At 59.6% G+C, this 25,371-nt stretch carries 18 protein-coding genes; 4 read left to right on the forward strand and 14 right to left on the reverse strand.

Translation table 11 applies throughout. The annotated features are described in order from the left end of the window. Positions 1-16: 16 nt before the first annotated feature. The 5 genes from NKJ00_RS01230 to NKJ00_RS01250 all read right to left on the reverse strand — a co-directional run bounded on the left by NKJ00_RS01230 (position 17) and on the right by NKJ00_RS01250 (position 4,904). Positions 17-1,246 carry a hypothetical protein gene (locus tag NKJ00_RS01230; RefSeq protein ID WP_352628443.1) on the reverse strand — a complete coding sequence of 410 codons (1,230 nt, stop codon included), beginning with the start codon at positions 1,244-1,246 and terminating at the stop codon, positions 17-19. After that, the gene (locus NKJ00_RS01235; RefSeq protein ID WP_023808953.1) at positions 1,243-2,247 is read right to left on the reverse strand and encodes an SDR family NAD(P)-dependent oxidoreductase; all 1,005 of its coding nucleotides are present in this window, start codon (positions 2,245-2,247) and stop codon (positions 1,243-1,245) included. The genes NKJ00_RS01230 and NKJ00_RS01235 overlap by 4 nt, the downstream gene beginning before the upstream one ends. Before the next feature lie 87 nt (positions 2,248-2,334). After that, positions 2,335-3,009 (reverse strand): sugar transferase, encoded by a 675-nt coding sequence (locus NKJ00_RS01240; protein WP_023808952.1) that lies wholly within the window; start codon positions 3,007-3,009, stop codon positions 2,335-2,337. Further along, positions 3,006-4,142, reverse strand: a complete 1,137-nt coding sequence (locus tag NKJ00_RS01245) for a DegT/DnrJ/EryC1/StrS family aminotransferase (RefSeq protein WP_023808951.1) — start codon at positions 4,140-4,142, stop codon at positions 3,006-3,008. The genes NKJ00_RS01240 and NKJ00_RS01245 overlap by 4 nt, the downstream gene beginning before the upstream one ends. Before the next feature lie 39 nt (positions 4,143-4,181). Then, positions 4,182-4,904, reverse strand: a complete 723-nt coding sequence (locus NKJ00_RS01250; protein ID WP_023808950.1) for a nucleotidyltransferase family protein — start codon at positions 4,902-4,904, stop codon at positions 4,182-4,184. A gap of 507 nt (positions 4,905-5,411) precedes the next feature. On the opposite strand from NKJ00_RS01250, the gene NKJ00_RS01255 reads away from it, so the two are divergent. Further along, positions 5,412-6,086, forward strand: coding sequence for a LuxR C-terminal-related transcriptional regulator (locus NKJ00_RS01255; protein WP_023808949.1), 675 nt, complete (start codon positions 5,412-5,414; stop codon positions 6,084-6,086). Here the strand turns inward: NKJ00_RS01255 and NKJ00_RS01260 are convergent. Beyond that, a complete protein-coding gene (locus NKJ00_RS01260; protein ID WP_023808948.1) occupies positions 6,079-7,821 on the reverse strand; it encodes a PAS domain-containing protein in 1,743 nt (580 codons plus the stop codon). The two genes, NKJ00_RS01255 and NKJ00_RS01260, sit on opposite strands and share 8 nt — an antisense overlap. 210 nt (positions 7,822-8,031) lie before the next feature. Between NKJ00_RS01260 and NKJ00_RS01265 the strand changes: the two genes are divergently transcribed. Further along, the gene (locus NKJ00_RS01265; RefSeq protein ID WP_031212340.1) at positions 8,032-8,739 is read left to right on the forward strand and encodes a helix-turn-helix transcriptional regulator; all 708 of its coding nucleotides are present in this window, start codon (positions 8,032-8,034) and stop codon (positions 8,737-8,739) included. An 82-nt stretch (positions 8,740-8,821) separates the two neighbouring features. On the opposite strand, the gene NKJ00_RS01270 is transcribed toward NKJ00_RS01265, so the two are convergent. The 7 genes from NKJ00_RS01270 to NKJ00_RS01300 form a co-directional block, all read right to left on the reverse strand. Beyond that, positions 8,822-9,862, reverse strand: coding sequence for a glycosyltransferase family 2 protein (locus tag NKJ00_RS01270; protein ID WP_023808946.1), 1,041 nt, complete (start codon positions 9,860-9,862; stop codon positions 8,822-8,824). Continuing rightward, positions 9,859-11,109 carry an oligosaccharide flippase family protein gene (locus NKJ00_RS01275; RefSeq protein ID WP_245486033.1) on the reverse strand — a complete coding sequence of 417 codons (1,251 nt, stop codon included), beginning with the start codon at positions 11,107-11,109 and terminating at the stop codon, positions 9,859-9,861. The genes NKJ00_RS01270 and NKJ00_RS01275 overlap by 4 nt, the downstream gene beginning before the upstream one ends. A 300-nt stretch (positions 11,110-11,409) precedes the next feature. Continuing rightward, positions 11,410-13,641 carry a GumC family protein gene (locus NKJ00_RS01280; RefSeq protein ID WP_023808944.1) on the reverse strand — a complete coding sequence of 744 codons (2,232 nt, stop codon included), beginning with the start codon at positions 13,639-13,641 and terminating at the stop codon, positions 11,410-11,412. 1 nt (position 13,642) lies between these two features. Then, positions 13,643-15,640 (reverse strand): asparagine synthase (glutamine-hydrolyzing), encoded by a 1,998-nt coding sequence (asnB, locus tag NKJ00_RS01285; protein WP_352440667.1) that lies wholly within the window; start codon positions 15,638-15,640, stop codon positions 13,643-13,645. Then, entirely contained in the window at positions 15,640-16,899 is a 1,260-nt protein-coding gene (locus tag NKJ00_RS01290; protein WP_352440666.1) for an O-antigen ligase family protein, read from the reverse strand. Before NKJ00_RS01290 ends, asnB begins: the two co-directional genes overlap by 1 nt. Further along, positions 16,896-18,104, reverse strand: a complete 1,209-nt coding sequence (locus tag NKJ00_RS01295; RefSeq protein ID WP_023808941.1) for a glycosyltransferase family 4 protein — start codon at positions 18,102-18,104, stop codon at positions 16,896-16,898. The genes NKJ00_RS01290 and NKJ00_RS01295 overlap by 4 nt, the downstream gene beginning before the upstream one ends. 512 nt (positions 18,105-18,616) lie before the next feature. Then, the gene (locus NKJ00_RS01300; RefSeq protein WP_352628446.1) at positions 18,617-20,236 is read right to left on the reverse strand and encodes a calcium-binding protein; all 1,620 of its coding nucleotides are present in this window, start codon (positions 20,234-20,236) and stop codon (positions 18,617-18,619) included. A gap of 562 nt (positions 20,237-20,798) precedes the next feature. On the opposite strand from NKJ00_RS01300, the gene NKJ00_RS01305 reads away from it, so the two are divergent. Together NKJ00_RS01305 and NKJ00_RS01310 are read left to right on the forward strand one after the other, a co-directional pair. After that, the gene (locus NKJ00_RS01305) at positions 20,799-22,550 is read left to right on the forward strand and encodes a type I secretion system permease/ATPase (RefSeq protein ID WP_031212338.1); all 1,752 of its coding nucleotides are present in this window, start codon (positions 20,799-20,801) and stop codon (positions 22,548-22,550) included. Next, positions 22,543-23,919: an HlyD family type I secretion periplasmic adaptor subunit gene (locus tag NKJ00_RS01310; protein ID WP_023808938.1), complete on the forward strand. Its 1,377-nt coding sequence runs from the start codon at positions 22,543-22,545 to the stop codon at positions 23,917-23,919. The genes NKJ00_RS01305 and NKJ00_RS01310 overlap by 8 nt, the downstream gene beginning before the upstream one ends. 399 nt (positions 23,920-24,318) lie before the next feature. Here the strand turns inward: NKJ00_RS01310 and NKJ00_RS01315 are convergent, their stop codons facing one another. Continuing rightward, the gene (locus tag NKJ00_RS01315; RefSeq protein ID WP_352628448.1) at positions 24,319-25,344 is read right to left on the reverse strand and encodes an NAD-dependent epimerase; all 1,026 of its coding nucleotides are present in this window, start codon (positions 25,342-25,344) and stop codon (positions 24,319-24,321) included. Positions 25,345-25,371 lie beyond the last annotated feature (27 nt).

Consider the following 25,371-nt stretch of genomic DNA (forward strand, 5'->3'; position numbering starts at 1 on the left):
TGATGGCAATCTCCCTTTAATTCAAGCTCGGCTGCTGCGGCCAATCGAGACGGGCGACGAATTCGTAGACCGGCCCACCAGGCACCCCCCAATTGCTCGACCAGATCACTTGCGACCCATCAGGGGACGGTGAGGCATGTGTCTCGCTCCAATAGTCAAATGGAGCGTTTCGCGTCTGCACGATGCGTCGGACCTCCTGACGACCGCCAACACGCAGCGCGATCACTTCGCGCGTGTATGGCGCCCAGTTTGGATGGCTCCGAACCTCATCGGGATTGCCCCCGTAACTTATAAATGCCCATTCGGGCCTGTCCAAAGCACGCAGCGACGTATGCTCGGCCTCACCGTACTTCGTGAGCGACGTGACCTTTCCATCGGACAGCCGACGCTTGATCACCTGATATTCGTCCGGAGCGGATTTGCTGGTTCCGACGTAAATCTCGCTACCATCCGCATCGAGAGTCAAATCGCCATGGCCGGGCCGATGATGGTCCTTCCACCTCTGGCGCAGGGTGCCGTCGACTGCGAAAATGGCTCGCTGCTCGGTGCCGTCGACCAGGTTTTGGAAACACAGGATGTTTTCTCCAAGCGGAGAAATGGTGCAGGAACTGGTCGTTCCGGCAACCTGGGCGAGATCGATGTCCGGGTATTTCAGACGCCGGTCGATGTCGTATGCGAAGACGACGGCAGCTCCATCATCGCGGGTCGCGCGTACGGCAATGCGGTTGCCGTCACGACTAGGATTTCCCTTGGACGGGCCGAATTCGAGATCCCGATATTTCGTTGCGGCATACACTATGTCCTCACGATTGGTGCGGGGAGCCCAAGTCGAGATCTTTTGACCGTCGACACAGATCATCATCTCCGCCTTTCGAGGGCGCCATTCGCACTCACCCGACTTGTTGCGGTGAAACAAAGGGAGGTAGGTTTTCCCGTCGAGGAAACACATGCCGTTGCAGCCGTTCATGAGGACGAGGAGGCTCTGATCCGCATTCCACGCTTGCGCGCTCGAGTATCGGTGACTGCAATATATCTTGCCGCAGACAATTCCGCTGCCAAGAGCTCCGGGCTGGGTAATCCGAGTAAAGCTGATCCCTGTCGCCGGATCAGTGACAGGTTTCAGGTAAGCGGGCAGATCCATTGACGGCTCCGTGCCTGCCGCACCGCTCGGCCGGTTTCCGGCTGTGTGCAGCGCCAGCAGAGCGGCCATCAGCAGCACAGCCGGTATGAGCCGCGGAAAGGTCATGTCATATAGCTCATTTCACGACGGACGCGGCCTTCGCTGAGGCGCGAGCGCCACCACTCGATGGTCCTTTCCAGACCATCACGCAGGCTCGTATGTGCCCGCCATCCGACTTTACTTTCAAGGTTTGAGGAATCGGCGAGCAACGCACGAACCTCGGAGTTCTGCGGCCGCACCCGGCTTTCATCGCGGCGGACCGGTTTCCTGGTGCCACTCAACTCGAGCACCAACTCCAAAACGTCCGAGACACTGGCGGCGCGCTGGCTGCCGGCATTGTAGGCATGGCCAAATTCAAGCTTGGCCGCCCCTGCCGCCACAAATGCCGCCGCAGTGTCTTCCACAAAGGTAAGGTCGCGGATAGGGCTGGTGTCGCCGACCATGATCGCCGAACAGTTCTCGTCCAGAGCCTGCCTTATGATGGTCGGCACGATGGCCCGCTCGCTCTGGCGCGGCCCGTATGTATTGAACGGTCGCAGGATCACCACCGGCACATCGAAGGACCTGGCATAGGACGCCGCCATCATGTCCGCGCCGATCTTGGATGCGGAGTAGGGGGATTGTCCCTGCAACGGGTGGGATTCGTGGATCGGCATGGTCAGAGCGGTGCCATAAACCTCGCTTGTGGACGTATGCACAATGCGCTCGGTTTCCCAGTGGCGTGCCGCTTCGAGGACATTCACGGTACCCAGCACATTGGTTTCCACATAGGATTGGGCAGCCGCATAGGAATAGGGAATCGCAATCAGCGCAGCCAGATGAAACACCACCGCCTGGCCGCGCACGATCCGGTTGATGAAGGCGCTGTCACGAACGTCCCCCCGAATGCACTGCAACTGGCTTCGAACGTGGTCGGGCAAATCATCCAGCCAGCCATGGCTGTCGAACGAGTTGTAGAGGGCCAGTGCCGTGACATCGGCACCTTCGCGCACCAGCGCTTCCGTGAGGTGGGATCCGATAAATCCATCCGCACCCGTGACCAGGACCTTCCTGCCGTGATAGTTCACGACCGTGCACTCCTTCGATCATGTGAGCCGTCAAACTGGCGAACGAACAACAATCCATTCATGCCAAACTCTCCTCACTTGCCAACTCTACCCACTTGCCGCGGGAGGCAGGGACACGCCGAAAACCGCCCTGAAGCCCCGCATTATCCAGACGAGGTCCGATGCAATGGTGCGCCGCGGATAGTAGGCGAGGTCGATCGTTGCCTTGGCCGGGAACAGGACCTCTCGATAAAACAGGAGCGGATCAAGGGAGGGCGGGTAAAAACAGGCTTCGTGACGGAAGAGAACCTGGGTTGGGCCGAGCAGGCCAGGCTTCCACTGTAGGACAGCTTCATTGCCGCCGCGGAAACAATCGGCGAAGGCAAGGCTTTCCGGCCGCGGCCCGACAATTGCCATGTCCCCCGTGAAAACGTTCCACAGTTGGGGCAGCTCATCAAGTTTCGTTGCCGCGAGAAAACGGCCTACCCGCGTCATGCGGCTGTCATCGTTCATGGTCAGCGCAAGGCCGAAAGGATCGGCTGTCGTCTTGAATTTGCGGAACTTGTACATGCGAAACGGTTTTGCGCCGGCACCCAGGCGCGTCTGTGCGAAAAGCACGGGCCAACCGCCCTCGACAAAGAGTGCAACGGCAATCAGGAGCATCAGTGGAGCGAGTACCATTCCCGCTACTGCGGCGAGGATGATGTCCATAGCGCGTCTGGCAATTCCGTGGCTGGTGCCAGCTACGGCGGGCCGATGCATCGTCACGTCGAGTGCGTTCATGCCGCGGCTCCCGCCCGCCCGCTGCCTTCAATCGCCGTGGCCAACGCAACAACCACCGACTCGATCGCACTTGCCGTAATTTGCGGGTGTAGTGGAATCGTCAATTCCCGCTGCGCGAAGTCCTCGGTCTTCGGCAGATGGATTTCAGTGAACATCTGGCGATAAAGCGTCATCTGGTGCACGGGCGTATAGTGGATTGTGGTCTGTATACCCTTCGTTCGCAGATGGTCGATTACCGTTTGCCGGTCGACGTCATGCGGCAGGAGGACAGGCATGATGTGGTAGGCCGAGGTCCGCGGTTTGCCGAACGGGACTGTCACAGCCGAGCAATAATCTGCGATCAGACGCCGATAGAGGACGACCAATATGCGCCGGATTTCATTCCATTCCTGCAGGTTCTGAAGTTGGACCAAGCCGATAGCGGCGCGCAATTCGTCCATGCGATAATTGAAACCGAGCATCGTCACGTCGTATTGCGGCGTGCGGCTGTTCAGCCGCTGATGTGTGCCACTGGTCATCCCATGTCCGCGAGCCTGGCGGATCGCTTCACGGAGCTGTGCATCCCGGGCGATAACGGCCCCGCCTTCCGCGGTGGTCATGTTCTTGTTGCCGTAGAAGCTAAAGGCCGCGGCCGCACCGTAAGTCCCCACCTCCTTAAGGCCGGGAGCATGCGCGGCATCCTCGACGATATGCAGTCCTCGCACACGGGCAAATCTCTGCCATTCTTCCCGGTCGGCGAGGTAGCCGGCAAAATGGACGAGAATGACTGCCTTGGTGCGTCCGGTGCACTTGGCTTCCGCGTCGCTTAGAGACATCAGTGGCACTTCGGCCGACTCTATGTCGACGAATACCGGTGTTGCTCCTACGTAGAGCACTGCATTCGCGGTCGCCACGAAGGTCAGCGAGGGAACCAGCACTTCGTCTCCAGGGCCGATCCCAAGTGCATGGAGAATGAGATGCAGGGCGGCGGTGCAAGAGCTGACGGCGACGCAATCGACCGCATCATGCACGGCCGCGAAGGCCTCTTCAAAGGCTCGTACCTGGTCCCCCATCGTCAGCCACCCACTGTCGACAACTTTGGCCAGGGCCGCCTTTTCCGGAAAGCCAAGAATAGGAGCGCTGACCAAGAGCATTACGACCTCCTCATGTTGGCGCGGCCGAGCGTTCGGCCCTCAAGCGGCCGCTGCCGAGACCTCGATCGATGCGGACTGCTCTTCCCAGGCAATGGTTTGTGCGTTTTGAAAATCTTCAACGCGTCCGATATCCAGCCAAAGCCCATCATGTTTGTAGACGTGCACATTCGTGCCGTTTTGCATCATCTGCAGCATGAGGTCGTCGAATCCGAAGGCGATACCGTCAGGTATAAAACGGAAAACATCTGGGTTCATGCAATATATACCCATGCTTACCAGATGAGATAGAGTCGGTTTTTCACGAAATACTTTAACAGTATTGTCGATCTCGTCGATGACGCCGAAGTCCATCTTGATGACGCGGGAAGCGGTGGCTATGGTGACTGGATCCGTGTGAGTCCGGTGTGATGCCACAAACCGGCTGAGACTGAGATCGGTAAGTACGTCCCCATTGAGAACAATGAACGGCTCGTCCAGTTCCTCCCTGATCAGGGAGAGCGGGCCGATAGTGCCGAGAGGTTCCAGCTCCTGGGTATAGCGTATCCTTAGATTCCACTGTGATCCGTCTCCGCATACGGTGCGGATCAAGTGCCCCAGATAGCCGGTCGTGACGTAGACTTCCTGAATGCCGTTCCGTCGCAGCCACTTCAAAAGCAATTCAAGAACCGGTCGAGCACCGATCGGCATGAGAGGCTTGGGCAAGATGGATGTGAAAGGCCGAAGGCGTGTTCCCATTCCACCGCACTGAATGACCGCTTTCATCTCGTCCTCCTATTGATACGACTGTCGCGGTGTGATGGGTCCAGCCCACCGGCCGGAAGGTACGCCAGTGTTGGTTTCGCCTCTCCGGGTGCAGCGATGGTAAGTGGCGCCCGAGAAGGCGTCGTCGTGCATTTGAATGGCACTTTCCCGGCGTTTTGATTTCAATATTCCAGCCGGCAGGGCATGGGCGCGGCAGGGCGGTCAATCAGAGCTGGGAGCTGTAGCCGCTCGATTGGCAACTGCTGTGCGCATGTCCGGCGCCGGTAACGACCTTCTCGGAAGGGCATCGCTACCGTTCGTACGAAAAAAACACTTTGCTATCTGGCCCTGAAATGTGTGCGATTGTAAGCTATATTAGCAGGTTGAAATGTGCGGATGGGCGGCGACGAGCGTCGACATACGGGGGATCAGCGGGCGGCTGATCTGTGTTGGGTCACCGTACAGTCCATCCAAAGGGAGGGTTCGGCAGCTAGGGACACATGCGGGCTGCCAAAAGGTGGGTGGTTCATGTATCGTATTATCATCGCCGATGATCACGGCTTGTATCGTCGTGGGCTGCGACTGGCATTGATGGCCGGCATTCCAGACTTGGAAATATTCGAAGCGGCGTGTTTTGATACCGTCATAAGCCTGCTTGAAGATCAGGCGCCCGTTGATCTCGCCGTCATCGACCTGAACATGCCAGGACTGTCCGGCCAGGACGATCTTCGCGACGTCTTACCGGCTCATCCCGACACACGGTTTGCAATTGTTTCAGGGACCGATTCACGCGCCGAGATTCTAACTGCCCTCTCGATTGGACTTCATGGCTATATCGTAAAGTCCCAAACGGACGAGGAGGTGGTCCTGGCGGTGAAGGAAATCCTGGCCGGCCGTATTTACGTTCCGGCACTTCTTTCACAAAGGTCCAAGGAGCCGGTACGCCTTCCATCCGAGGCTCCCACGCGAATGCCCCACAGGACCACCAGCGTCAACAATCTGGGCAGGCTTACGTCCAGACAGAAGGAAGTCCTCAGGTTGATGGCCGAAGGTTACTCGAACAAAGAGATTGCCCGCTCTCTTGAAATTGCAGAAGCGACGACGAAGATTCATGCCGCCGCCGTCCTGCGCGAACTTGGGGCACGAAATCGGACAGAGGCCGCGGTTCTGCTGAAGACATGGGCCGCCAGAGACGTCAACTAGCGCCGATTGCTTTTGGCGGCAGCCGGACCGAATATTTCAGTCCGTGAGCCAGCATCTCAAGCTTGGAAGAGTGACCCACGATAGGCTCACCGTCGGCTCCAATGATCAACGACCCAAAACCGCGCCGAGCCGAGGTGGAGACCCGGCGCTCTCCCGATTCCGACCATTCAAACACGATGTCGGCGCCGGGCTCCTGGGCTGTGAATTGCCACATGACCTCGATCCGGCCTGCCGGAGTGCCGAGAGCCCCATGCTTCACGGAATTGGTCGTAAGCTCGTGAACGATCATTGCGAAGCTCTCAGCCGAACCCTCTGCGATTTTTACTTCGGGCCCACTGATCGAGATGTTGTGCGTCCCCATGTAGGGCTGCAATTCCTGAACGATGAGGTCGCGCAAGGACGCCGACAGGTTGCCATCGCGTGAAAGAAGCAGATGCGTCGCCTGGAGTGCGCCGATTTTTTGGATCAGTGTCTGCTTATAGCGGGCGATATCGTTGTCGGGGGCACTAACCATATTCACAAGCGCCGTGATCACCGGAAACAGATTGTTGAGCCTGTGGCGCTGTTCAAGCATGGCCCGCTCTCGCTTCTTCGCCGCAGCCCGCAGCAGAATGGTTATGCGCCGATCGGTGACATCCGCGGCGACTCCTATTCGCTGTGCACGACCATCGCGCAATTCGTCCCGTCCGCGAAGAGCAATCCAGCGGATATGTCCGCCAGCTCGCCTGATGCGGATCTCCGCGTCATAGTTGGCGCCGGATGCAAGCTCTCCCGGGGCCGTCAAATTAGGCAAGTCGGCTGGATGAACGACCGCAGCCAGTTCCTGCAGCGGACGGCTCGGCGCGGGTGCCAGTCCCATCATTTCCCAGAACGCGGCCGAGCCGTTCACGGATCCGCTCTCGAAGTCTATGCGCCATGTTCCCAACCGGCTGGACGACAGCGCCAGGTCCAACCATTCCTTCTGAGCCCGGAGTGCCTCGCGGGCGGTTCGCTCTCCCGATATGTCGTCCACCATTACAAAGATGCTTTGAGGGAGAGCATCAGCTGGCACGGCCAAAGACAGCGCCAATCTTGTCCACAAAACCGTGCCGTCCTTTCTCAGGAGACGGATCTCCGAGCCGAACGAAGTCGTGTCTTTGAGGCGAGTCAATGCTTCCGCCAAAGTGTGGTTGTCGTCAGGATGGACGAGTGCCCTGACTGGCAAACTAGAAAGCTCCTCCTCGGCATACCCTGTCATCTCACAAAGACGTTTGTTGGATCGTTGCAACTCTCCGTTCTCGCTCATATTGGCAAAGCCGATAGCGGCACGTTCAAATGCCCAGCGATAACTGTTTTCGGTCGCCTCCAAGGCCACGAGTCTAGCCTCTGCAACCCGCAAAAGGGTGCGGTAGTCCTGCCTCTGCCGGTGGAAAGTCAGGGCGATCATCCCCCCTGCAACCAGCAGCAGGATGGCCCTAATCCAAACGTCGACGTCGGTTGGATTGTGAAGGACATCCCGCGCCAACAAGCCGACAGTCACCATCACAAACGTTGCCGCAAGGGCAATCAGGCGATCTTCGAGATATGAGATGGCAATAATGGTGGGAACAAACTCAAAAAAGCCGATGTCGTATGCCATGGAGGCGGGCAGCGCTGTCTCGACCGCAAGTGTCGCGACCAGGAGCGACATCGAGGCAAGGTGGGTTAGCAACTTGCCTGAGCTGTTCGGATGCAAACTGAGCGAATGCAAACGCATGTGCCAGACTATAACCTTCTGACTAGTCCGTCGAGATTAGACCGAAAAGCGTACAGACTAGTCCGACCGCAGGATTGTTCCCCGGGATTGTAGCGCGCATTTTGTCCGTTGTCGGGGGCGGATCGGACCGCAACTCTCCAAGCGACCTGACTGACATGTTTAAGGCACCTCCTGACAGGGAGGCGTTGCCGTTTTGCGGGAGGTAAGAAAATGGCACTGGTTGGTAGGCAGCATGATGGAATTCTTGGTCGCCAATATGGAAGTTTCGGGGGAAAGCCCGTCTCGGCCTTGAGAACGCAGGGTGGCCATAGTTCCGCCTGGCACCAAGCACCACAAAGGTTCGACGGCGTGGCTGTCGAGCCAAAGCAGAGCAGCCTTGCATCTGTTGTGAGAATGCTTGATCGCATCGGGTGTGGCTATCTGATCCTGAACAGCGACAGGAAGGTCATGGAGTGGAATTCAGCCGCTCAAAACACCTTGGAGCGCGAGGGCGAGGCAGCTGATACGGCCGGCAAGGTGTCGGTTGCTCTGAGGCGGCTGATCGCAAACGTGCCGGGGAATTTTCTTCCTGGCACGCTTTCATGGGTGGTGATCCGCGGTATGGGCGACAGGCCCTTGATTTTGAACGAGAAGGGCATAGCAACGCCTGACGCGACGAGTATCGTGGCGCTGCTGGATCGTGAAAACAGGTCCGGGCCAAATCCCCAGACGCTGCAAAGAATGTTTGGTCTGACGAGTGCCGAAACGCAACTCGCGCTGCGCTTGGCGCAGGGCGATGCCCCTTTGGAGATAGCCCGCAAGCGGCGCTTGAGCCGGACCACGATAAGGTCACAGCTGGCGTCGCTCTTCGCCAAGACCGAAACACGGCGCCAGGCGGAACTGGTAGCTCTTCTTGGGCGCATATGCGTCTTGCCGTGAGGTAACGGCCGTACCATGCGCGCGCGCAACAGGCTTGTGCGCGCGCAATCTGTTGCCGGCGTGCTTGTCCGCCAGCCTCACCCTACCGCCGTCGTGTGCGCACCCGGCCCAATCTTGGGCGGATTGCAAACACGTGGTTAAGCACGTGCCAGCCCGCCACCTTCATGACGGAAGGCCGGAAGATCTGAATCCCGTCCAGGAACGTGGTCAACCAGGACTGCTGGTGGAACCTCATGGGAATACGAGCAACCCGCAATGCCCGCAGCAATGTCTCGGGAGGCGGGAGATGGTTGCGGTCCTTGATGAGATTCCAGTTAAGCTGTTTGACGGCGAGGGTCACTTCGTCGACCTCGCGGAAACTCTTTGACGTTGTAATGCTTGGATGGTTCGTTGCATCGTAAAAGGTAAGCGGATCGCTTATCGCCACCATGTCCCCATGGCTGGCTAGATCCACGAAGAACAGTTGATCCACTCCGGCCGGAATCTCTTTGTGCGTGCGCATCAAGCAGCCGGCACGAATGACGTCGCTGTTGATCAACAATGTGGATGGAATAATCCCCAGGCAGCGTGTCGCGCGCACCAGATAGAGGTCCATCAGGCACTGCTGGCTGGAATAAAGCGAGATCGGTTCCTGCTGCTTGGGGACTTGGCGAAATCGCACTCGCTTGTCCTCGATTATGTTTGCGGCTGACGTCATGAAGGCGACTGAGGGGTACTGTTTGGCAATTTCGGCGAATGTCCTGAGTGCACCTGGCGCAAGCCAGTCATCGTCATGTAGCAACTTGATCCATCGTCCGGAGCAAGCCAGCATAGCGTTGTTGGTGTTCTCCACCTGACCGCGACCTCGACTGTTTTCGATGATGCGGATGCGAGGTTCGCTCCGTGCGTAGTCGGTCACGATAGCCCAGGTCTCGCCCTCCGGCCCCTCGTCGTCGCTCACGACCAACTCCCAATCGGAGTAATCCTGGCCCAAGACGCTGTCGATCGCCCTGCGGATCGTATCCGGTCGACGAAAGGTTGGTATCCCGACCGAGATAAAAGGGCGTGACCACGAGAGATCGGCCCGGTCATGCTGGGTGACCGCAACTGCCGCTTGAAGGTTGTCAACCGACGACGAATTCATGGTGTTTTTTCCTCGAGACATTCATGTTGGATGCACGTTGCAGCGCCTGCTGGTTGAGGGTCGTGGGTCAACAGATACAGTGATGCTGCCATTTTCAGAGCGAAACCCGACGCGCCGCCGGCGGCCATGAAATAGATGACGGTGACTGGCTGCCAGCCCGCCTGGGCGCCGGCGAGCAGCGGGCCAAACACGAGAACCGCCCGTGCGAGGTCGATGACCAGTCTTGTTCCTTGCCGCCGTAACAGAGCGGGAACGTCGCTGAGCGGAGTCGACAACGCCTGTGCCGCGCCCATCAGCGCCAGTGCGGTCATGATTTCCGCAGTGGGCATCCAAGGCTCGCCCAGAAGCGGAACGACCACATAGGGCGCGGCGAGGCCGAGCAGCAAGATCGGCACCGCGGTAAAGGCGGCGGCCAGCAGGAGAAGCCCGCGCGCCACACCAAGCAGGTGTCCACGATTGCTGTTCCGGTTTGCTTCGGCGACAAAAACATTGCTGAGCGGTGTGGCGATCAGCGTCACCGGACCGGTGACCAGCCGCGCGGCCACGCCCAAATATCCGGCAAATGCGGTGCCGAACAGCCCGCCGACAAGGACTGCTGGAAGATTGTTGATTGCTATGCTCGCGAGCGTTGCGGGAATATCGAACAGAGGAAATTTGTATTCCCGCCGAGCCTTTTCCAATACCGCACGCCAAGGTGCCCAGGCGATGCCACGCAAATCCTCCCAACTCATCACCCGATAGCCGATCACCCCGATGAAGACGAACTGGCTTAAAATATGGGCATGGATCATCGCTTCACCGCCGAGTTCGGCGATGCCGAAAGCCAATTGCAGTGCAGCCATGCTTGCCGGCAGGATCAGGCGCCCGAGAGCAAAATCGCGCAAAAGCCCGGCACGCAGACTCCAGCAGTTCATGGCTTCGACCAGACCTGCGCCTCCCATTCCAATCGGAATGAGCCAGGCGAGCGAGCCGAGGCGATTGGGAGCAAGGTTCGACAGCATCTGTCCGGCCGAAAAGGCCAGGACGGTCGTCACGAACACAGCCAAGAGAATAAGCTTGACCGTCACATAGGCCTGCGCGTTCCCCTTGACCCCATAGAGCGAAGCCTCGAAGCGCAATGCCGCGACCCCGGCGAGTATGTTCACGATCGACAGATAAATCGTAAAGATGCCGAAATCGGCCGGCGAATAGAGCCGCGCCAAAACCGGGATTGCGGCAAGAAGGGTGAGCTGGCCGACAATCGCCATTGCCGACACTCCGCTTGCTGCACGAATGATCGAGCCGATCGGGCTCGGCCGAACAACGATGATGGCTGTGCCTGCCGCAGGAACCGTCTTGGGTCTCAGAAGGTCGCTTGGTGCCATCGGTTCGCGCTTCCGAGGGAGGCAAATATCGGGGATTGCCGCAGCCTACGATGCACACCGGACCTTGCCATCATTCACCTGAATGACGCGCTCTGCTGACAGGCTGCACCGTGAATCGTCCTGGCCGCTCCCTGGATGAACCGCCCCAGGATCGTCCGTAGCCCAAGGACGAGCCTGTGGCCGTCATGCTATTTGCTCGCGCAAGAGGTCAGCGCTGTCCTCGAGCCGATATCCGGCATGTTTTTTCAGATTCACTCGCGTGAGGACACTGCCAACAGGTATCGCAAGAGAACCGTTGCCCTGAAGGAGTTCCAGCACCCCGCGAGCGAGGGTGCGTGGCGTTTTCCTCCACCGGATGGCGAAAAGAACCACGTCCGCCCATCCTGGCAGAAATTTGGCTTCCGGCTGCCCCAGCGCCGACGGCAGGTTTATGATCACGATGCGATAGGTCGCGTGCAGATCCGCCATCACTTTGCCTCCGTCCTCGCATGATAGCAGCGCCAGCAGGTCGTCCGACGGAGCGGCGGTCATTACGTCGATCCCGATTTCATGCAGCCTGGCAACGGCACCTTCCAGGTCGCAGCGATTGCAAACATAGTCAGCGAAGGAATGGCGGTTCTTGCGTTCGCTGAACTGGTGCAGGAACTCGAGCGTGAGCTGAACGCCCTTGCGTTCAAGATCGACCAACAGAACTCGACCGCCCAGTCGCGTGCCGGCGAGCGCCAGGCTCCACGCGAGCTCGGTCCCGCCATCCTGCGGCACGCTGGAGGTGACAAGCGCCGTGTACGACGAACGAGCCCTTAGCGCATTTGGTGCCGCCGCAATCAGCAACGACGTCACGGCGCGGCTATATGCGGACCTGCGCTCCCCCAGCACGAGGTTTCGCAGTTGTTTGGCATGCATTCCGCCTGCTTCGGGAATCTGCCCCACACAGGGAACCTTGAGCACCGCTTCTGCCTCGGCCTCGCCACGGAAAGTCCGGTCGAAATGATTGCGCATCGTGACGTACATCGCCCCCAGAATGGCGAATAGGATCATCCCAGGGGGAACAAGGAAGATGGCTGGCAAGGTCTGCGGGATAGTCGGCGGCCAAGCAGCGGACAGGATGGAAATTCCAGCTGAGGGAACTCCGATACGCCGCGTCAAATCCTGTTGTCGACCAAGGAGTTCGTTATATCGCTGGGTCAGCAGGCTGACCTGCGGCTCGAGAGCCCGCAAACCGGAAAGCCGGCTGGCGGTGTCGGCCATGACCGCATCCAGGATGTTCTTTCGGCTTTCAAGAGCGGCGATCTGTGCACGGAAAATGTTTGCATCGGCAGCAATCTTGTCGACGCCTTGTTCGATCTTGCTTTGCGTCGTGGCTCTGAGTTCCTGGTCTGCCGGCGCGAGAGCCTGTCGAGCCGCAAGGTCGGCAAGTTCAGGCGCGCCAATAGCTTCGGCCAAGGCGGTGAGAGAGGCCCCATGCTCTCGAAGCCCCTGGACGTATCGAAGCCGAGATTCCACAGCGGCGAGGTCCGCCTTTGACATCGACAATTGCTGGCTGAGGTCGGCCCGTTCCCTGGCTGCATTGTCCGCCGAGCCTTGGTCGATGGCTCCGTGGCTCAGCCGATATTTCTCAAGGCGGTCTGCCGCTGCCTGCAGATCATTTTGCAGCCCGGGCAAACTGGCGGTGATCGCATCGAGCTCTTGCTGGTCGGATGCCTGCCTTTTCTTCGCTAGGGAGTCGACATAAACCTGAGCGAATGTGTTGGCCACGAGCGCCGCCCGCGCGGGGCTGTCATCGGCAAAAGCGACGGAGATTACTCTCGATCGCAGCTCCTGCCCGACCCGCATGCCTCGCCGCAAAGCTCTCAACTCGGAGGCATCCTCGGCTTGTGGACCGTTGGCTACCTGGTCCGCCCCTGGCCACAGCCAGTCCAGTAGACCGCCGGCAAGTGAGCGTGTCCTTGGGGGAGGGGTGGCAGACGGTTCAAGCCGGGAATTCCTGCTCGCGGAATTGTCCTGTCCGGTTTCCGCCGCACCTGTCTTGCGCAGTGCCGCCATGACGCGGCGCAGGTGATCTTGCGACGATAACATCGTGATGTGGTCATCTATGCTTGAATCAACGAGGTCCTGCGAAGACGGGGCGCCGACGGGCAGTGAACCGCGCGAGGGGGCGTCGACGATAAGCTGGGTTGTTGACTCGTAGAGAACTGGTCGAAGGCTTCCCAGCAACCCCGCCAACAAGCCGCCCAACACAGCGAAGGCAACAATAGACCATTTTCTCCTTGCCAGAATCACGAAGAGTTGGCGCGACGCGGTGGGCGGCTCGACATACTCACGCAATGACCGCACGGGCACTCTGCCTTCGAGAACCGGTGCTGGTAGTTGATTGACCCGTGGCAGCTGGATCGGGCTGATTGCGGAACCTACCATCTTACACTCCTGCCAGGTCGCGTTCATGAGTTGGGCCGGTTTGCTGTGCTTGCCGATTGGCCTTGCTCCGCCAGGCCTGGAACATCAACGCGGACCACAATTCGCGCGAGCGGTTATGGCCATCAATGTGATCGCGCCAGCAGGCGTCGATCTTCGCGGTGTCCAATACGTCACTGCTTTCGGTTCGCATGTCGGCGAGAAGATCGGTGGCCCAGTTGCGCAGCGGACCCCGCAGCCATGCAGCGATAGGGACATCGAAGCCTTGTTTCGGACGCTCGATCAGGTGCTGCGGGAGATAGCGGCGTAGCAATTGGCGAAGGATCCATTTGCCGGCGCCATCACGAACTTTCATGTTGGATGGCAGCCGCCAGGAGAATTCGACAACGCGGTGGTCAAGCAGAGGACACCGACCCTCAAGGCTGTTGGCCATGGTGGCACGGTCCAGCTTCACCAAGATATCGCCAGGCAAGTAGCCCGCCATGTCATCGTACAGAAGACGGGAGAGCAGGTCGTCAAGCGGCGGACCGCCGTAGCCGTGGGTTGGTTCGGTCGGCCGCTGATATCCAAGGTTTTCAGCTTGTGGCCGCGCCAGCCGCTGAAACAATTCGTCTTCGTTCGATGCCGTGAGCAGCCGGGCGAGGCGTTCCATTCGGTCGCTCCGGATAAAATGCCTCGCGCTCGCAGAGAGCGGCAGTTTGCCAACGGCATCGTCACGTCCGGCGCGTGCGAAAAACCCTGCCCCTGCCGCCAAGGTTCGGCGCAGTTGTCGGGGCAGGCGCAGGTGCCGTTTCAGCCGCTCCGCCATAAAGTGGCGGCCGTATCCTGCGAAGCATTCGTCACCACCGTCGCCCGACAGCGCTACGGTGACGTGCTGACGAGCGAGCCTGGCAACGAGCAAGGTCGGTATTTGTGATTCATCGGCGAAGGGTTCATCCCAGACCTGGGGCAACTCGGGAATGACGTCACGTGCGGCGCTTGGCGAGAGGTGAAGTTCGGAGTGGTCGGTACCCAGATGACGGGCAACGGCCGCTGCGTATGGAGCTTCATCAAAGCCGCCCTCTCCGAACGAGATCGTGAAGCTGCGAACCGGCTTGCAGGATTGGGCCTGCATCAAGGCGATCACGGCTGAGCTGTCGATCCCGCCCGACAGGAAGCCGCCCAGAGGCACGTCGGCGATCATACGTTCCCGCACAGCCAGCCGAAGCCGGTTGTCCAGTTCGTCAACCAGATCTTCGTCGGTGCCGATGGCGGGATTCCGTCGCCCATCGGCAGCGACGGCAGCCAGCGACCACCAGCGGTGAACGCATCGGGAAAGACGGTCCGCGCTGCGGTCTTCGGCAAAATTCGCCGCCGTGACGGAAAGGACAGAACCAGGCGGCAGTTTGAACACGCTTCGCCAGATACAGCGATGGTCCGGCACCCATCCCGTCGAAAGCATTGCCGCGGCGGCATCAAGATCAAGGTCAGGAGAAAAGCCCGGAAAGCAATTGATCGCCTTCAGCTCAGACGCGAAAACCAGCGCATCTCGGGTCGATGCGACATAGAGGGGCTTTTTGCCCATTCTGTCGCGGGCCAGATGCAGGGTTCTTGTCTTGAGATCCCACAATGCGAAGACGAACATACCGGCAAAGCGATTGAGGGCGGCCTCAAGCCCCCAATGCTCGATTGCGCAGAGCATCACTTCGGTGTCGCTAGCACCTTGAAAGGTTTGGCCCGCACACTCGAGTTCGCTACGCAAATCGCGAAAATTGTATATCTCACCGTTGAAGGTGATCACGTACCGACCGCTGGCGGAATGCATCGGCTGGTGCCCGGCGGCTGACAGGTCGACAATTGCCAACCGCCTGTGGCCCAGTGCGATTCCAGCTTCGCGGTCGATCCAGAGCCCCTCGCCATCCGGCCCCCGGTGACGCAGCGATGCAGTCATCCGCCCGATCGCTCCAAGCGGCTTTATGTCCAGAGCGTCCGAAGCCAATAGAATTCCCGCGATCCCACACATTAGGCCACCCTCGGTTCAGCAAGCTGCCGCCGAAGTGCGGTCGGATTTCCGGCAACGAGGCAGAAAGCCAGCGAAAACCACACGATCGGGTGGCGGATGATCAGGTGAGGCATGCTGAAGATTATCGTCGATCCCCCGAGCACCAGCAGGGCGTCGAATCCCGCTCGCCAGGCGGAGGACATGGCGGCGCCCACGATCCAGACCAACGCCATCACGGCAAGCAATCCGCCCTGCAGGTAAAGGTCGAGAACGGTGTTATGCGCCTCGAAAGGTCGCTGTAGAAATTGACGGTCGGCCACGGGAGGCCGCTCGAGGTGGGGGCCAGGGCCCAGTCCCAGGGACCCGGATTTCAATCCTTTTTCCACAGCCTCCTGCCACAGATAAAGCCGGAGTTCGAACGTTTCGACGGTCGCTTCCCCGCCTTCGTCTTTGGTAAGGCTCTTCGCAAAATTGGCGACGCTGGTCTCTTCGGTGAGCGCGTACGGCGTCATTGCAAGCGCTAGAGGGAAGGAGCCTGCCAACAGCATAATTGCCGCCAGGCGGGGCATGCTGGCGCGGCCGCTCGTTGCTATCCATGCACGAAGCCGCAATCCGATGAAGATGAGGCAGCTCAGGATGCTGGTATAGAGATAGGTGTCGCTCTTCGTCAGTCGGCCGACATAGAACGTCAGGAGCAGGCATGAGAATGCTAGCAAACGAGCCCATGGGTTGCGCGTGGTCGTGGCAAGATGCAAAGCCAGCGGGCCAAAGAGCGCGCAATAGAGCGCGAGTTGGTTCGGGTTCTCTGACCAGCCGCGGAACCGGTCCCAATACCAGGGATCGACGCCGGATTGGTGGATCGCACCATAAGCCAAGCCAAGCTGTATCACAAAGGCTCCATTGGCAAACGCGACCACGTACCATGCGCTGCGGCGCAGATGCCGATCGGCGTCCGGCTCCGCCGCGGCCAGGCACGTAAAGCTTGCCAGCAACACATATGCCATAATGTCATGTACAAACCCGGTCAGATAAAGAACGGTGGTCAGGTAACCGACGATCGTGCCGATCCCCAAAGCGAGCGACAGGAGCAGCCAGAAGCTCGCCAGTTGGACAAAAGCGGGTGTGAGCTGGAGACGACCGCCAGCGAGTATTCGTCCAATCGCCAGCACGATCCAGATCGCGATGAACAATTCGCCGTAGCCGAGCGGCAATCCCGGAACGCCTAGTTGCGTCGCATAGGACATAGCAACCCCCAGGGCGAGCAAGGCGTCCCGGATCATTGATGTGCCCCGCCTCGGTGATTTGCGAGGCCGCCTCCAAGCCCAACGGCAGGGAGCGGTCGCATGTGCCCCGCGCGGAGTGTGTTGTCGTAAAGGTCGCAGTACTGGTCGACCACCAGTGGCAGGGCAAATCGCCTCCGGACAAGTTCAACAGAACGGGCGCCCATCGCCTTGGCCGCCGCGCGGTCGGACAGCAAGTCTATTGTTCGCGAGGCGAGGGCTTCGGCATCATGCGGCGCAACCAGGTAGCCGTTCCATCCGTCTTCGACGACGTCGCTGCAGCCTGGCATCCTTGAGGCCACGATGGGCAGTCCCGCCAGCCCCGCCTCGAGCAATACACGCGGAACCCCCTCGCGATACTGAGTGGGAAAGGCGAATACATCGGCCATGCCAAGGAGATCGGCGACATCGCGTCGTGGACCCAAGGCCAGCACATGAGGTGCATGCCGATCAAGCTCCGACTTGTCGATTGCGAATGAGCCTTCGGATTCTCGTGGGCCGACGAGCACAAACCGTGCCGCGGGCCTTGCGGACAGGATGCGAGGGATCGCATTGAGAAGGGTCGCCACGCCTTTCTGGCGCGTCAAACGGCCGACGAAGATCACCACTTCGGCGGACTGAAGGCCGAGGTCCTTTCGCATCTTCGTTGCTGAGGACCCGAGATGGCGCACCGTTGCGAACGCGTCGACATCGATTCCGGAACTGCGTATCAGTCGCGAACTTCCGCGACCGATCAGCCGAAAGCGCTCGAAGAACAGTTGGTCGTCGCTATTTTGGAATACGGTCGCAGCCGTCCAGGAAGACGCAAGCCATTGTAGTGCGCAATAGACCGGACGCAACGCCAGGGCTCGAGGCTCCAGCGATGAGAACGTCCACCCCAGTCCGTTGATGGTGCGAATGACCGGAACAGTTCCCCGTACCGAAAGGGGCGTTAACAGATTTGGCTTGGTGTCGAAGCTCTGGATGATGTCAGGCTGAAGCTCCTGCATCAAGCGGCGCATCGTTCCGAGGGTGCGCCATTCCCCGCCTCCGCTTGCAAAGCGGTCGAAGGAGAACCTGTGATGCGAAATGTCATGCCGTAAAAACGGTACGGGAGAACCGCTCGAGACCGCCGTAACGCGAAAGCCTTTCTCTCGCAGCGCGATGAGGAAGGGAACTCTCAAGGCGTGATCCTCGCCTCCTACGCAGACCAGGTGCGGGTTCATCTGCCTCTCCCAAGCGCACATGGCCGATTGGCTCTCATGCTGCCATGGCCCGGTTTCATCACCTCTGAGCGCATGCCGCCCGAGTGCACGCTAGGGGGACACCAGGTGCCTGTCCTCGTCCGTTTGAATGACACCCGTGATGTTTGGAAGGGTAGCGACCAGCGAGGCGAGATTCCCTCGCGATTGCCGGAGCGTTCATGTGACTCGTGTCTTGCGGGATGAGCGCGGTGTTCGCCTGAGCCGGTACGAGTGGCTGGTCTGCATCACCTTGGTTGTCCAAGGTTTTCGAGTGTCCAATTGCGGCGGCGTGGTGCCTGAGCTCCGCGGCTCGCTGATGGCAAAAAGTTTTTGACGCGTGGTTGCGCTGGGCCGTCAAGCCGGCCCTCGGCCTGCGTCGCCCGGTCTTCAGGACGGAACCCGCACGTCAGCTGTTGGTCCACACATCCGGAACATCTGTCGGCGAGGTCCAAGGGCCTCGCCGACTTCTTAAAGCGTTTCTTCGCTGGGCTGGTTCAGGTGACCAGAAAAGACGATGCGGTAATCGACAGATGCGGAGAGAGGCTCGCGAAATGGATCTGGTTTGCGCCTCCGACGCCGTCGCTGTCGAAAGAAAGAGCTCCCGTCGAACTGTTGTAGATAATGTGATCGGAACTGTCATGCGCGGCTTTGCCGGCAAAGAAAGCGTCCGACGAGAGGCCCCCCTGATCGAGACCGGCAAAGATGGAATGATCGAGGTGGATTTTGTCCTGGGCTTTGTTGAAATCAGTGATCTTGTCGACGTTTCCAGCACCAAGGGCGGTACTGAACACGAAGGCATCTCTGCCCCCACGCCCGCTCAACGTATCGGCTCCGCCGCCGCCGTCGATCTTGTTGCTACCGGCATTGCCTTGAATGGTCTGTCCGAATTCGTTGCCGGTCAGATTGATGGCGGCCTTGCTGGATGCCTTGGTGGTTGCGAGTTGCTCGATATGCGAGCCAGCCGAAAGAGCGAAGCTCACCGAGGCAAGAACCTTATCGGCGCCGCTTCCTCTCTGCTCCACCACCTTGTCGTGGGCATTGTCGACGTAATAGGTGTCATTGCCGCCATAGCCGGTCATCTTGTCGGCGCCACCGCCACCATTGATCTTGTTGGCGCCGCCATTCCCATAGATGGCTTGACCGAATTCGTTGCCGGTCAGGTTGATGGACGCCCTGCCACCCGAACTGGCGGTGGAGAGCTGCTCGATATGTGAGCCCGCCGTAAGAGCGTAACTCACCGAGGCCACGACCTTGTCGACCCCGCCGCTTGGCGCTTCCATCACCTTGTCATGGGCATTGTTGACGAGATATTTGTCATTGCCCGTGGTCGCGTGAAAAACGTCTGCGCCGCGCGTGCCATGGAATATATGATCGCTGTCCGACGAGGCCGGCGCGGCGGGAGCAGGGGCGCCGGCGTCGCTTGGCGGCGTGGTCGGGGTATCGATCGGATCGCTTGCTGGAGGGGCGGCAGAGCCACCGGTGCTTTGGAGGTTGTGCTGCTGGAAGAAGGCCTGCAGTGCCGGCGAATTCTCCAGAGCTGTGTCTCCGTTCTGCGAGCCCCAGGCATAGGCATAATCGAAGGCAGGCGACGGAACCAGTGCTGCCCAATGATCTATCATCGTTTGCATCTGTTCCGTCGTTGGCATCTGATGCTTCCCGCCCGTGTCGGTCGTCCAGTTGCCACCGCCAAAAGTCTGGTAGACCGGAATGATCTTGTCGATCGGGATGCCGGACTTCACTGCCGCGCCCACGGCCCTGTCGATCATGTTGTAGTCGACCGTGCTCACGTCATCGCGCACCGGGTACGGGTCCAACCCGTAATAGTCGATGCCTGTATTGGCCGGATTATAGGTGTTGGAAAAATCCGGATTTGTAGGAGACCCCATATTCATCATGGTGACGAAGGTCTTGGCGCCCGGAAAATGGGAATGGATCCAATCCGATTCCGCTTTCAGGTTTTCGGCAGTTGCATATGTGCCCCACCGGCCGGTGGGATCTGGCTCGTCCATCAGGAAAAATCCGAACACCTTCGGGTTGTTCAGAAATGGTGTAACTTTTTCAATGAAGGAGGAGGTGACGCCGTCATGCGCGCCGAGATAGACGAGGCCTTTCATGCCGTCCGGCAAAGCATTGACCTGCGAGAGATATTGAACATCGACCAGGTTGAACCCGGCGGTTGCGACTTCGGTGGCTGATCCACCGGACGCATAATGGAGTGTCATCCAATGATCCTTTGGTTGATTCGATTTATGCCCCGCGTCTGCTTAGGTGATTGCTACATTAGGATGAAATCAAATACGAAACACAGCGAGATAGAATGTTTGATTGATCTAAGTTGTTGCTCAGTAGCAGGTATTTTGCTCAGCCGACTGTGGCACCTTTGAAAGTGTTTGGGAGCAAGGACATACGCCTCTTTTGCCGGCTCCGTTCTGACCAGTTCCTTTAGCGAAAATCGTCATTTTTCGTGAAGTTATCCCCAGACAGGGAGACGTCGGCGGCCGCGTTTCGCCGGTTCATGCCACGAATCCGCTGCATTTTCCTCAAAGTCGACGTATGTAAGCAGAGCGTAATAAGGGGGGCGACGGATAGCGGCTGCTATGCGCATCAAGAAAGGTTTGAGCCATCACAACTTACGGAAGTAACGGCGCGGCAGTGTCGCGCGAACGACCGCTGGTCATGAAAACATCGGGGGCTGGTTCTCCCGAGCTACGTTCCGCCATTCTCGCCTGCATGCCTGGGCTGCTTGGCGTGGCGCTGTTCTCGGCAGTGATAAACATTCTCGCTCTGACCGGTTCGGTCTATATGTTGCAGATTTACGATCGCGTTCTGCCGTCGCAGAGCGTTCCCACCCTGGTGGGGTTCACGATCGGCATGCTGGGTCTGTATGCGGTCCATGGGCTTCTGGATTTCGTGCGGCTTCGCGTGTTGGTCCGCATCGGCAGCCGTCTCTATAGGAATTTGCAGCAAAAGGTGTTCTCCATCTCCCTGTCCCTGCCGCTCAAGGCAGGGCGTGATGCGGACCGTCTGCAGCCTTTGCACGATCTTGACCGACTGCGCGGCTTTCTCTCCGGAACGGGACCGACGGTCATCTTCGACGCCCCGTGGATCCCCTTTTATCTGCTGATCATTTATTTGCTCCATCCTTCGCTCGGCCTGCTGGCGACGGTCGGCGCGATCGCTGTGGTCCTCTTAACAGCGATCGCGGAAGTGTTTAGCCGAGGCCCCGCCGCGCGTGCCTCGGAGGAGCTGCTGTCGCAGCGGGCGCTTGCCGATTCCGGCCGGCGCAACGCCGAAGTCGTTCACGCAATGGGGCTGTCTGGTCGACTGGCTCGACGCTGGAGCGACGTCAGCCGAGCCTATCTCGCCCAGCAGGAACGTCTCTCTGACGTCGTTGGTGGCGCCAGTTCGCTGTCGAAGGCCCTGCGGATGGCGTTGCAGTCCTGTGTTCTCGGTCTCGGCGCTTACCTGGTGATCGGCGGCGAGGCTTCACCTGGGGTGATCATCGCATCTTCCATTTTGCTTGGCCGCGCCTTGGCCCCGGTGGATGCTGCGATCGCAAACTGGAGAGGCTTTCTGTCGGCCCGGCGCAGCTATTCCGAGCTGGCAGCGGTCATGGCGGCATTCGGCCGCCAGGACGAGCCAATGGAGTTGCCTCGGCCGCAGGCGCGGTTTGCGGTCGAGCAATTGACCATTGCGCCGCCCGGCTTGCCAAAGCCAACCGTGGTGAATGTGAGCTTCCATCTGTCGAGAGGCGCTGGGATGGCCGTAATCGGCCCAAGCGGTTCCGGCAAGACAACTTTGGTGCGTTCGTTGGTCGGAGTGTGGAAGCCGCTCCATGGCTCGGTGAGATTGGACGGCGCCTCTCTCGATCAATGGAACTCGGAACAGCTCGGCGCCCATATCGGCTACATGCCGCAGGATGTGGAGTTGTTTGACGGCACGGTAGCAGACAACATTTCGAGGTTCCGAGGCAAGACGGATCCAAAAGGCGTCCTTGCGGCGGCAAGAGCAGCCGGCGTCGAGAAAATGATAATGCAATTCCCTCAGGGATTTCAGACCCGCATAGGCGAGGGCGGAGCGGCCCTGTCGGCAGGGCAGAGGCAACTCGTGGGTCTCGCCCGAGCACTTTATGGCGAGCCGTTTCTTGTCGTGCTCGACGAACCGAACTCGAACCTCGACGTGGACGGAGACGCTGCCCTGGCCGGCGCCATACGGACAGTGCGTCAGCGCGGGGGCATCGTCATTGTCGTTGCGCATCGTCCTTCGGCACTCGCGAATATCGATCAGGTGCTGGTTATGTCGAATGGGACGGTTCATGCCTTTGGCTCGCGCGAGCAGGTCTTGGCGAACGTGCTCCGACCTTCACCGCCTGTTTCACCTCGGCCATCTTCTTTGGCGCCGATACCGGGTGTTGCCGGACATGCATGAAGCTCTGCTCGAAACATTCGTCGCTTTCTCATCGTATGCTCGGACCCTTCGTGGCAGCAAACGGGCTGCCGTGAGCGCGCCAGATCTGTCGGACGGTATACGGGCCAACCTGATATTCGGTTTGGTGATTACAGGTCTGCTGGTCCTTGGCGGCGGCCTGTGGCTGGGGTTGACCAACATCGCCGGCGCTGTGGTTGCACCGGCCACCGTGGTGGTGGAAACCAACGTCAAGAAGGTCCAGCATCAAACCGGAGGCACAGTGGGCGGGATCTTCGCGCAGGACGGAGATCATGTACGAGCCGGCGACGTGCTGGTCAGACTGGATGACACGCTGACTCGCGCGAACCTGCAAATCATCAGTGAGGATCTCGATCGCGCGACCGTCCGGCTCGCTCGGCTGGAGGCTGAGCGAACGGGCCTAGCGGAAATGCAACTGCCGGTCGGCCTGAAGGCGCGAATGAACCAGCCGGAGCTGGCTGCGCTCGTCAATGGCGAGCGCGCGCTCTTTGAAACGCGCGCTTCGGCTTTGGCTGGACAGAAGGCACAGTTGAGAAGCCAATCCCAGCAACTTGAACGTCAGATCGACGGCCTCAAAGCGCAACAGAGCGCGGTGGATGAATCGGTTGCTCTGCTGAATAAGGATTTCGCCGACGTTGATTCCCTCTACGCCAAAAAACTCGTCTCCAAGGAGAGGGTGAGCAACATCAGGCTGGATGCCACCCGGGCCAGGGGAGAATCGGGGCGCCTCGCTGCCGCAGTAGCTGAAGCGCAGGCGCGCATTAGCGAAACGGGGTTGCAGATGCTGCAGCTGGATGACCAAAGGCGCACTGACGTGACGACCGAACTCCGCGAGACGGAAGCCAAGCAGACCGAACTCAACGAACGGAGGATTGTGGCCCAGGATGAATTGACCAAGACAACGATCCGCGCGCCGCAGTCCGGAACAATACAGGAATCGGCTGTCCATACCGTCGGCGGCGTTATCGCGCCTGGCGAGATGCTCATGACCATCGTGCCTGATGCCGACGATCTTGTGGTGGACGCGCTGATCCCTCCGTCGCGGGTCGACGACGTCCGGCCAGGGCAGCCGGTATCGATCCGTTTTCCGGCGTTCGACGTGGGAACCACTCCGGTCTGCCAAGGGTCAGTGAAACACATCTCGGCAGATCTGATTAAAGATCCGCAACGTCAGCTTTCCTATTTCTCGGCGCGGATCAAGGTCGAAAGCAAATCGAATTGCCTGACCGAAGCGAAGGTGCTGAGGCCAGGTATGCCCGCCGAGGTTCATATCCGCACCGATGAACGCAATGTCTGGTCTTATCTGTTGAAACCCTTTGCGGATCAGATGTCCAAGGCGTTTACGCAGTGATGGCGAGGAGGCGAGGCGAGTAGGATATCGGGATTTCTGGCGGCCCGACGGCTTTTTGGGGGCGGGCGGCCGTCGAGCCTAACCGGCGGCGCGGGGATGAAGCGCCTCCGGCTGGAGGAAACATGCGCGTTATGTGCCGCTACCGCATCATTCGAATAGCGAGGCAGTTTGTCCGCTGTCGGTAGTTTTTTGCCCAATGAAATGAACGAACGCGAATGGCGGATGGCGGGCGAGCGGAACCGCAACATTACCCATCAAAGATCAATGTTGCTGTGGTGCGAATTGCGGGGGCGGCCAATCCCCGTGGGCGTCGTGCTGGCAGGAGCTTGCGCAGCCATCGAGCATCACTGGACGGTGGCCTGAGGCGAGTTTGCCAGCCGTGATCTTGCAAAGACTTTTCTATCCCCGTCCAAAATATGCCTGGTACCACTCGACGAACCGCCCCACCCCTTCGGTCACTGTCGTCGTCGGGCGGTAGCCGACCGCCTGCTCCAGCGCCGAGGTGTCGGCGAAGGTATCGGGCACGTCGCCGGGCTGCAGCGGCAAGAGTTCGACGATGGCTTTGCGGCCCAGCGCGTTTTCCAGCGCCTCGACATAGGCGGTCAGCTTCACCGGGTTGTTGTTGCCGATGTTGAAGATGCGCCAGGGGGCGCTGCTTGTGGCCGGATCGGGACGGCTGGAGTCCCAGGCGGCATTGCCCGTGGCCGGGCTGTCGCTGGCGCGGATCACGCCTTCGGCGATGTCATCGACATAGGTGAAGTCGCGCGTGTGATTGCCGTTGTTGAACAGCTTGATCGGCTCGCCGGCCAGGATGTTCCTGGTGAACAGGAACAGCGCCATGTCCGGGCGACCCCAGGGACCATACACCGTGAAGAAGCGAAGCCCGGTCGTCGGCAATCGGAACAGATGGCTGTAGCTGTGCGCCATCAGCTCGTTGGCGCGCTTGGTCGCGGCGTAGAACTGCAGCGGATGGTCGGCCGGACGATGTTCGGAAAACGGCATGTCGGTGTTGGCGCCGTAGACGCTCGACGTGCTGGCATAGGTCAGGTGCGCGACGGCGCTGTTGCGGCAGGCCTCCAGCATGTTGGTGTAGGCGATGATGTTGCTTTCGACATAGGCATGCGGGTTTTCCAGGCTGTAGCGAACCCCGGCCTGGGCGGCGAGATGGATCACCCGGTCGAATGCATGGTCGGCAAAGCAGGCGTCGACCACGCTCTTGTCGGCGAGATTGCCGCGGATGAAATGATAGCCGGCATTGGTCTTGCGGCTCGCCTCGTCCAGCAGCCGCAGCCTCGCCTCCTTGATCTGCGGATCGTAGTAGTCGTTGACGTTGTCGATGCCGACGACCTCGTCGCCGCGCTCCAGCAGCCGCTTGGCTACGTGATACCCTATGAAGCCGGCCGCGCCGGTGACCAGAACCCTCATCAGAAGCGCCCATCCGTAACATGCCTG

Origin of the sequence: Mesorhizobium sp. M0227 (assembly GCF_040321855.1) — a bacterium.
Taxonomy (GTDB): Bacteria; Pseudomonadota; Alphaproteobacteria; order Rhizobiales; family Rhizobiaceae; genus Mesorhizobium.